This window comes from Pseudarthrobacter oxydans (assembly GCF_013314975.1).
In the GTDB taxonomy this organism is placed as follows: Bacteria; Actinomycetota; Actinomycetes; order Actinomycetales; family Micrococcaceae; genus Arthrobacter; species Arthrobacter oxydans.
This window is the reverse complement of record NZ_JABTYH010000001.1, coordinates 332587-341310: the sequence shown is the minus strand read 5'-3', so window position 1 is coordinate 341310 and position 8724 is coordinate 332587. Positions and strand designations below refer to the sequence as shown.

The 8724-nt window shown below is 60.9% G+C and carries 8 protein-coding genes; 1 reads left to right on the top strand and 7 read right to left on the bottom strand.

From position 1 onward, the window contains the following. The 6 genes from HTS88_RS01540 to HTS88_RS01515 all read right to left on the bottom strand — a co-directional run. Positions 1 to 978, bottom strand: a 978-nt coding sequence (locus HTS88_RS01540) for a DUF4192 domain-containing protein (RefSeq protein WP_246255879.1), incomplete at its 3' end; no start/stop codon positions are given. A gap of 705 nt (positions 979 to 1683) precedes the next feature. Further along, positions 1684 to 2031, bottom strand: coding sequence for a hypothetical protein (locus tag HTS88_RS01535; RefSeq protein WP_174174760.1), 348 nt, complete (start codon positions 2029 to 2031; stop codon positions 1684 to 1686). A 299-nt stretch (positions 2032 to 2330) separates the two neighbouring features. After that, a complete protein-coding gene (locus HTS88_RS01530) occupies positions 2331 to 2963 on the bottom strand; it encodes a YoaK family protein (protein ID WP_174174758.1) in 633 nt (210 codons plus the stop codon). Between the two features lie 213 nt (positions 2964 to 3176). Further along, a complete protein-coding gene (locus HTS88_RS01525) occupies positions 3177 to 3749 on the bottom strand; it encodes a flavin reductase family protein (protein ID WP_141000443.1) in 573 nt (190 codons plus the stop codon). A gap of 2 nt (positions 3750 to 3751) precedes the next feature. Beyond that, on the bottom strand, positions 3752 to 4798 hold the full coding sequence (locus HTS88_RS01520; protein WP_174174755.1) for a methionine synthase: 1047 nt from the start codon (positions 4796 to 4798) through the stop codon (positions 3752 to 3754). Positions 4799 to 4818: 20 nt separating this feature from the next. Continuing rightward, positions 4819 to 5811, bottom strand: coding sequence for a DUF1852 domain-containing protein (locus tag HTS88_RS01515; RefSeq protein WP_174174753.1), 993 nt, complete (start codon positions 5809 to 5811; stop codon positions 4819 to 4821). Positions 5812 to 5931: 120 nt separating this feature from the next. Here HTS88_RS01515 and HTS88_RS01510 point away from each other — a divergent pair, with 120 nt between their 5' ends. Further along, positions 5932 to 6873, top strand: a complete 942-nt coding sequence (locus tag HTS88_RS01510; protein ID WP_174174751.1) for a LysR family transcriptional regulator — start codon at positions 5932 to 5934, stop codon at positions 6871 to 6873. Positions 6874 to 7587: 714 nt separating this feature from the next. Here the strand turns inward: HTS88_RS01510 and HTS88_RS01505 are convergent. Continuing rightward, positions 7588 to 8529: a PLP-dependent cysteine synthase family protein gene (locus HTS88_RS01505; RefSeq protein WP_217432079.1), complete on the bottom strand. Its 942-nt coding sequence runs from the start codon at positions 8527 to 8529 to the stop codon at positions 7588 to 7590. Between the last annotated feature and the right edge of the window lie 195 nt (positions 8530 to 8724).

The following is an 8724-nucleotide window of genomic DNA, read 5'->3' as shown; positions in this document are numbered from 1 at the left end:
TGCGACGAGGCCTGAGCCGATCATTTGGTCGCTGAGGCGGGCGAGGCGGTAGGCGGGGTCGGTGTCGAGGGCGAGTTGGAGGAATTGGTGTGCTTTGCTGCCTTTGCCTTCCCACCAGTTGATGTAGCCGATGGTTGTGAGGACGGGGGCTGCGTGTTCGGGGCTGGTGCGGGTGTAGGCGTGCAGGAGGAGTTGTTGTGCCCATTCGATGCGTGACCACTTCGGGGCGTGTTGAGTTTGGACGAACAGGATCTGCTGCATGGGTTCGTCGACTCCTGGGATGTCCGCGATGAGCCGGTCGCGGATCGTCGGGAACTGTAGGTTCGCAACGAGTGCGTGGCAGTCCTCATCTGTCGGGAAGTCCTTGGAGTCGAGCATGCCTGCCCAAAGTTTCCGGCCTTGTTGAAGGGCAGCATCGGATGGCTGGGATCTGATGGTTTCCATGTGCTGTTCGACGGCGGCCGCTTTGGTTGCGTCCTGGCTTGTGGTGGGGAGGTTGATGCGGTCGGTGGGTTCGATGAAGCTGCCGCGGTAGATGAATTCGGCGTTGATGGCGCTCGTCTGGGTTGAGTTGAGGGGCAGGGTGAGGCTGGTGCCGGGTTCGCTGTCGTAGGGGGAGAAGGCATCGTCTCCGACGAAGAGTCCGTCACGGATGGTGATGCCCTGTTCGGCGAGGACTCCGGTGAGAGCGGCGATGGTGCCGGCGTGAGGTTTGGGCTGGCCGGGGCGAGCGGTTTCGCTGGTGTAGACGGCGAAGAGGATGGAGGTGGCGGTGGTGTCGCTGGTGAGATAGTGGGCGACGGTGCGTGCGTAGGGGAGTTCCTGGCCTGGTTGGCGGGGGAGGTCGATGCGCAGTGTCGCGCCGATGCTGTTCTGGTTCAGGGTGATGCAGACCAGGCTTTCCTGGGGCCAGAAGCCCAGGGTGTGTCCGATGAAGCTGAGGACATCTGATGGTGTTGTGATCGTGAGCTTTTCCATGATCCCGTGTTTCCCTTCACCCTGATGTTTGCTTGTTTTCTGCGGTTGTTGGTTGTGGGCATCGTTCTGGTAGGGGACCATCCGCTGGGTTGAGGGGCCGGAGTGCAACTTGGGGGACCGGCGCCGGGCGAAAACTTCATCCGCAAGCAATGGGCTCTGTTCGTGTGACGAAGTTTTCGGTCCGAGGCCGGCGCGGTAGCGCCCTGGTTGCGCGGAGGCCCCGCCCAGCGATCATGGGACATATCAGAATGACAAGCAGTTTGTAGTTCTGACTGTTCATCGGTGCCAAAGAGCCAGGCGGCATGACCTACCGAGAGGGCGAGCCAAATCTGTAAGGACAAAGAAAAACCGCATCCATTCCTTGCGGGATGCAGGCGTAGGCTGAAGGCTTCGACGGGCGGAAATAGGGGGTGTGGACATTGTCCACAGTCTTGCTCTCGGATCGGGCCATACTGTCCCCCACCGCTTCGAATTCCGCATATTTTGGGGAGTCCCCTGTGTTTTGCAAGGTCGGGAAGGTAGTTCGAGTCCCACCTCGGGCACAGTGTTTCCGCAGGTCAGTGGCTTTTTAGCTTTCGAGTGTTGACAAACCTTGACGTGACTCTGCATGAGTCGTATAAGCGGGTGTCCAACCGGTCGCGTTTTGCATGACAGTTCTGCCGTGCCGTCCTCGCCCCAAGGCAAAGCGCCAACACCATTCGGCAGTTATGGTTTTGGTTTAGGCTTCGTTTTCCTGGCAGTCTCATAGTCCTCGGCAAGTGTCGAGGGGATATTGGCCTCGTCTGCAATACGTTGAACCTCGAAGAGACGGTTAGGTTCCTCTCGGAGGCTTTCAATGATCCAGCAGGCCATGGCTGTCGCCATGCCAAGGTCCAGCAGGTTCACCACTGGAAAGCGGTCGACGGCCTGTTGAAGAAGCGAGGTTTCCCCTGTCAATTCATCGACGGCGAGGTAGCCCGTAATCGTGCTACTGGTGACGTGGGTAGCTTGACAGAGTCGAACGAATTCAAAGCGCAGCAGCCCACTTTTCGGTTCCCGGGTGTTAGCGGCCAATGCCGAATTCCAGGCACAGCTCACGTTCCGGCGGCAGCAGGGACTAAAGCATGAGTTCACCGGAATTGATGTAGATTCGCCAGCACCCAAGACCGCCCGGCTTCGGTGTTGAGTCCGGTTTTGCTCCGGTCCACGAGGCCGCTTTGGATGCGTCGTATCAGAAGGGGACCTGACCGAGGAACAGCGCTTTTGACAACGAGCGTTCGGCGCCAGGCCGCCTGGATACATGGCGGGGAAGCTGTGATCGATTCCCCGATCGTCCGCGATCTGGTGCGGTGTAGCTGGCGGGATGTACCGCATCAATGCCAGCGGCGACTTCCCAGGACGGTCACCGCGGCGGTGATGGCGATGCCGAGGCCGATCGGGACGCTGAAATGTGTCTGGAGCAGGATCGCTCCGATGGCGGCCCCGGCGAACATAGCGAGGACAGCGCCCAGCCGTCGGTTGAATAACCGGGGCCGTTGCTTGCCCACAAGTGACTCCCCGGCGAGGGAAGTCATGGTGGAAGTAATGACCACGGTGGTCATGTCTCGTACGCCCAAATGCCGCGCAATCAGGGCCTGGGAGCCCATGTGCATGGCGATAACGGCGGCAACAATGACAACAATGGACTGCCGGCCGACGTCTTCCACGATGAGGGAGACGGCGGCGGTTCCCGTCAACGCGATACAACCCGCTGTGAGGAGGAGCGTCACCCGGCGGTTCCAGCCTTGCGGGCTTGACTGGAGCGTAAATCCGGCAACCGCCGCGCCGAGGAGAAAGGCACCAAGTGCTACCAGTGGGCCCAAAGCTGGCAGGTACGCCGCCCCGGCCAACGCCATCGCAAGAATCACCACGTTGCCGGTCATATTTCCGGTGAAGACGCGGTCAAGGGCAAGGTAGCCGACCGCGTCAACGACACCTGTAACGAGCGTGAGGGCCATCATGAGCATCAGTCGGAACTTTTCCGGAGACGCATTTTCTTGCAGGGTAGAGGCGGTTTTGGTACCTGGGCTGGCTACGGCTGATGTCATGGTTTAAGGGATCTTTCATCGTGAGGGATGGTCTCTATGACCCCCCGACATGCTTATGGGTGGTTTTAGGCGGACCGGCTGGCAACTACGGCGATGCCGTCGCTCCGGGGACTGCGCCGGCGGCTAGGGCGCTCAGCCTTCAAGCTTGGAATGCTCGCCCAGACGGTGCCATGAACGGTTGTGGTAGATCAGTGCGTCGCCGGGTTCGCCCGCCTGGACGTCACGCATCACGCGGGACTCCAAGGCGTGAACGGCGATGATTGTGGAGGTCCCCACCTCCATGCGATTGATGACGGCGCAGCGCACCCAGGCGCGGACATCCTCATACACCGCTTCGCCGGTTGCAAGGGGCGACCAGCGGTGCGTCTGGTCAAACCGGTCGGCTCCAGGGGTCGCTCCAAACTTCGCCAAGTCGACGTCGTGCGCGTCCAGCAGGTGCACGACGACGGTATCGGCGCGCGAAAGCACTTCGGACGCAGAGGACAGTGCCGAGACCGAGAAAATCAGCAATGGAGGTTCCGCACTCACTGACACGACCGACGATACCGTCAGTGCCACCGGTCCTTCGCCGGCATCGGCCGTGATGACGGCGACACCTCCCGGGTGCCCACGGAACAGTGCCTTGAATTCATCAGCCGAGAGGGAGGACGGGAAGCTTTGCTCGGGAGCGTCGAGCCAAGTCTCTGCGGGGTAGGCGTGAAACATCGCTAGGACACGCTGGGGGCGGAGCGGGCCAGTTCCTCGCGAATGATGTTCGTCCCTGCGCTGAGAGCACTCAGCTTGGCCAGTGCGACGTCCCGGGGGAACGGTGCCATGCCACAGTTGGAGCTGGGGATGAGCTTGTCCGCATCGACGAACTGGAGGGCCATGCGGAGGGTGTTGGCGACCTCCTCCGGGGTCTCGATGGTCTCACTTGCGACGTCGATTGCCCCGAGCATGACTTTCTTGCCGCGGAGGAGCTCGATGAGGTCCATGGGCACTTGGGAGTTCTGGGATTCCAGCGAGATGATGTCGATGCTGGAGCTTTGCAGCAGCGGGAACGTTTCCTCGTACTGCCGCCACTGTGGGCCGAGCGTCGCCTTCCAGTCATTGTTCGCCTTGATCCCATAGCCGTAGCAGATATGCACGGCGGTCTCAGCGCGCAGTCCTTCTGCGGCTCTCTCAAGCGCAGCCACTCCCCAATCCTTGACCTCATCGAGGAAGACATTGAACGCGGGCTCGTCGAACTGGATGATGTCAACGCCGGCCGCCTCGAGTTCTTTCGCCTCCTGGTTCAGGATCGTGGCGAACTCCCAGGCCAGCTTCTCGCGGCTCTTGTAGTGGTCATCGTAGAGCGTGTCCACCATCGTCATTGGACCGGGAAGAGTCCATTTGATCGGCCGGTCAGTGGTTGCGCGAAGGAATTTTGCGTCGTCGACGAATACCGGCCGCTCACGGCTCACTGGTCCGACGACGGTCGGTACGCTCGCGTCGTAGCGGTCGCGGATGCGCACGGTCTTGCGTTGTTCAAAGTCGACCCCGCTGAGATTCTCGATGAAGGTCGTGACGAAGTGCTGGCGGGTTTGCTCGCCGTCGCTGACGATGTCGATGCCGCGCAGGCTCTGCTCGTGGATGGCGATGCGCAGCGCATCCTGTTTGCCCTCGAGCAGCGCATCTCCCTCCAGCTTCCACGGGGACCAAAGAGTCTCCGGCTGTGCGAGCCACGATGGTTTCGGCAGGCTACCGACAACGGTGGTGGGCAAAAGTGTGTTCATGATTAACGATTCTCCGTGGGTCAGTTGACGAGGGCAGGGTAGTTGGCCGTCCACTGGTCCAACAGATCCTTGTGGGCCGTGATGAAGTGCTCCTCCGTGTACTTCGCCTGCGTGATCGCGAGCTGACCGCGCTCGACGCGGTCGTAAGCGATCTGGGTCCGCGAGTAGTCCTGCTCGCCCAGGCTCGGCTGGTAGACGGCGGCGGCGGCGGAGTTCGCGTTGTAGATCTCCGGGCGGTAGATCTTCTGGAACGTCTCCATGGTGCTGATGGTGCCGATGAGCTGCAGGTTGGAGTAGTCATTGAGCAGGTCGCCCCGGAAATAGAAGGCGAGCGGCGCAACGCTGCCGCGTGGCATGAAGTAGCGCACCCGCAGTCCCATCTTTGCGAAGTACGCGTCCGTCAGCGAGAACTCGTCCTGCTGGTACTCGACGCCCAGGACCGGGTGACGGTTCCCGGTTCGCCGGTACGTCTTGCTTGTGGAGACGCTGATGCAGACCACTGGCGGCTGCGGGAAGCGTTCCCGGCCTACCGGGGAATCGAGGAAGTGCTGGAACAGCTTGCCGTGAAGATCGCCGAAGTCGTCGGGCACCGTGGGCTTGCCTGAGTACCCGGCTGCCGCCGGCAGTACGACGCTGAAGTCGAAGTCTCGGACGTAGGAGGAGAAGTTGTTGCCGACGATTCCTTGGTGGCGGACCCCGTTCAGCAGGTCGACGATCTGGATATCGAGAACCTCGAACAGCGGGAACTGCTGATCCGTTCCGTCCGCGGTGAACTGTATCTGCACGGAAACGATCTCAAGCTCGAGCGCGTAGCGGTCCCGGTCCGGGTTGTCCCAGTCTGCGAGATCGTTGAAACGGCGCCGTATCATGGTCAAGGCGTTGCGGAGGTTCTCCTGGCGGTGCTCGCCCCGTGCCAGGTTGGCGAAATTCGTCGTGATCCGGGAGCCTTCCGACGGGGAGTAGTCCTCGTCGAAGCGGGTCATGGTAATGCTGAAGGTGAAGTCGTCTGCCATGTGCTGCCAATCCGTTGATGGGCCGGAGACGGCCTTTCCGAAGGGGATGTATCCATGCTGCAACCTTCCGAGGGGTATCAAGTAACTAGTGGTCATTATGCATTCATATAGAATTTTCCTATGCCACAGCTTTCCAGAGGATTGACCCTGCAGCAGCTGCGCTACTTCATAGAAGTTGCAGCTGAGGGGACAATCTCAGCGGCTGCCGACCTTCTTTACGTAGCGCAGCCCACAATGTCCGCAGCGATGAAGGACCTTGAGGCCCGGGTGGGCCGTGCGCTCCTGGTTCGCTCCGCCCGCGGCGTCACCCTCACAGCCGACGGGGCAGAGTTCCTCGGCTATGCGAGGCAGGTCGTCGAGCAGTTCGCTCTCCTCGAGCAGCGTTACCTTGGTAGGCCACCGCGGCGACGTCTGCTTGGGGTGTCAACGCAGCACTACTCGTTCGCGGTGGACGCCTTCGTCCGGATGGTCAAGGCCACTGAGGTGGCCGAATACGAGTTCTCGCTGCGTGAGTCCCGCACCTGGGACATCATCGAGGATGTCCGGACGCTCCGCAGCGAGATAGGCATCCTCTACCGGAACGATTTCAACCGGAAGATCATCGACAAGCTGCTCCGCGAATCCGGGCTCGCGTTCTCTCCGCTGTTCCTCGCCGATCCGCACATCTTCATTTCACGGAACAACCCGCTCGCCTCAAAAGAGCGAGCGACTCTAGAAGATCTTGCCGGCTTGCCGCGGCTGACCTTCGATCAAGGTGCGAACAACTCTTTTTACTTCGCCGAGGAGATCCTCTCCACCTTGTCCAGTAAGCAGGAGATCCGGGTCTCTGACCGTGCGACGATCTTCAACCTCATGATCGGGCTCCACGGCTACACGATTTCGACGGGAATCATCAGTGGGCAGCTCGACCCGGAGATCGTCGCCATCCCGCTCGACGTTGACGAACGCATCGAAATCGGCTGGATCGGCCACGCCGCGATTCCGCTCACCGACCAAGCGCAGCGCTACCTCGGGGAACTGCGGGCCGTCGTCGCTGAATTCGGCGTAGCGCTACTCGGCTGACCGCAGTTGAGCGGGCAATTCTTTACCCCTTGGGTGATTGGACGTGTTTGTTGCAGCCGAGCGGGTTGCTGGTATCGCACATGCCCGTCGCCGTCGCCGTCGCCGTCGTTGGCATGGCCGGGGCGGACGTCAGCTAGGAAACCGGCCTGTTCCAGGTGGTGACGATCCAGCCCGGGGACATCACGCAGGGCTTGTAAGGCCGCGGTGCCGTACTGGCCGCCACCTGTGGAGGCCGTTGAGCCGCAAACTGATGTTGGCGCGATTCTCTGGTCACCAAAGTTGATCAGTTTGCGGCTTCGCTGAACCTTCCCCCGCAGGCCTCACAAAACTACGGTGGCAGTTATCACGCTCTGATGAGATGTAACGGCCGAGTTATGACTGCGTTTGTTCAACTGCGCAAACACTAAAAGACTGACTGGGACGTACCAAACACATCCGCTACGACAATCTCACCAGCGCGGTCACCGCCGTGGTGTTCGGGCAGGGCCGGCAGGGCTGGGAGAACGGCCGGTGGGTGGTGTTCCGTTCGTTCTATGGCTTCGATCCCATGCAAGCACTCCGAATCTAGGCGCCACCGTGATCTCCTTAGTCATCGTCCGAACCGGTAAGCTGCCGGCCTGACCGGAGTATAGGCCTGCGCCTGCCGAGCAGGCAACGATCCCTCCGCCAAGCTTCCTGGCCGTTGGAATTGCGGGCGCCCGGCTGGTTTGGGGGCTAGATTGTTCCAGATCGGTAGAGCTCGGTGGAGAGGTAACGGAGTCCGGAGTCGCAGAGGATGGTGACGATTGTTGATCCGGGGCCCATTCGTTCCGCGGTCCGAAGAGCGGCGACAACATTCGCCCCTGAGGAAGTGCCGGCAAAGAGCCCCTCTTGCCGGGCCAGGCGCCGCGCCATATCCATTGCCTCGTCGGCGGATACGGTGAGGATGCCGTCGACGGCATCCGGTTCCCACAGCGGGGGAACAAAACCGATACCGATGCCTTCGATCCGGTTGGGGCCGGTCGGTTGACCGGACAGGACAGCGGATTCGGCCGGTTCGACTGCAAAGACGCTGATGTCTGGATTGTGCGCTCGGAGCGAGCGCGTGACCCCGTGAATGGAGTGAGCGGTTCCGACCGTGTGCACGAACGCGTCGATCCGGCCTTTTGTCTGTGTCCAGATTTCTTCCCCCAGGGGCAGATACCCGGTGACCGCGTCATGGTTATTCAACTGGTCACACCACCACATGCCCGGTTGTTTCGATACTTCAGCGGCCCGGGCGATCATCCGCTTGATCAGCGTTTCGGTGATTGCGCCATTGTCACTTGGAACATCCTCGACGGTGGCGCCAAAGGCAAGCATCGTCCGGCGTTTTTCGTCACTGAACGCGTCGGAGAAGACGACGTGGAGGCCGAAACCAAGCACAGCGCAAGCAAACGCAAGCGAAATGCCGGTCGTGCCAGCGGTGTATTCGACGACAGTTCCTCCCGGGATAAGGCGACCGTCGCGCACGGCGCCTTCGACCGCCGTGCGTGCCATCCGGTCTTTCATACTCCCTGTCGGGTTGGCCCACTCCAACTTGACGAAAATCCGGGCACCGTTGGCCGGCGCCACCCTCCGCAGCTCCACGAGGGGCGTGTTCCCAATTCCCGCGAACGCACCCATTGAATCGTTCATCTCCGAAGACCCCCTGCTCGTGTGGCGGCTGATAGAAGATATCGTGGCACCCTGGTAAGCCCACTACAACAGAACACGGAAGGCACCGCGACCATGCGCTCTGAACGATGAGAGCGAGCGCATTTTCAACCGCAGCGACCCGGCGAAGAGATCTATGGAAACACCCCATCGAGATCAGACTTACACCCCTAGCGC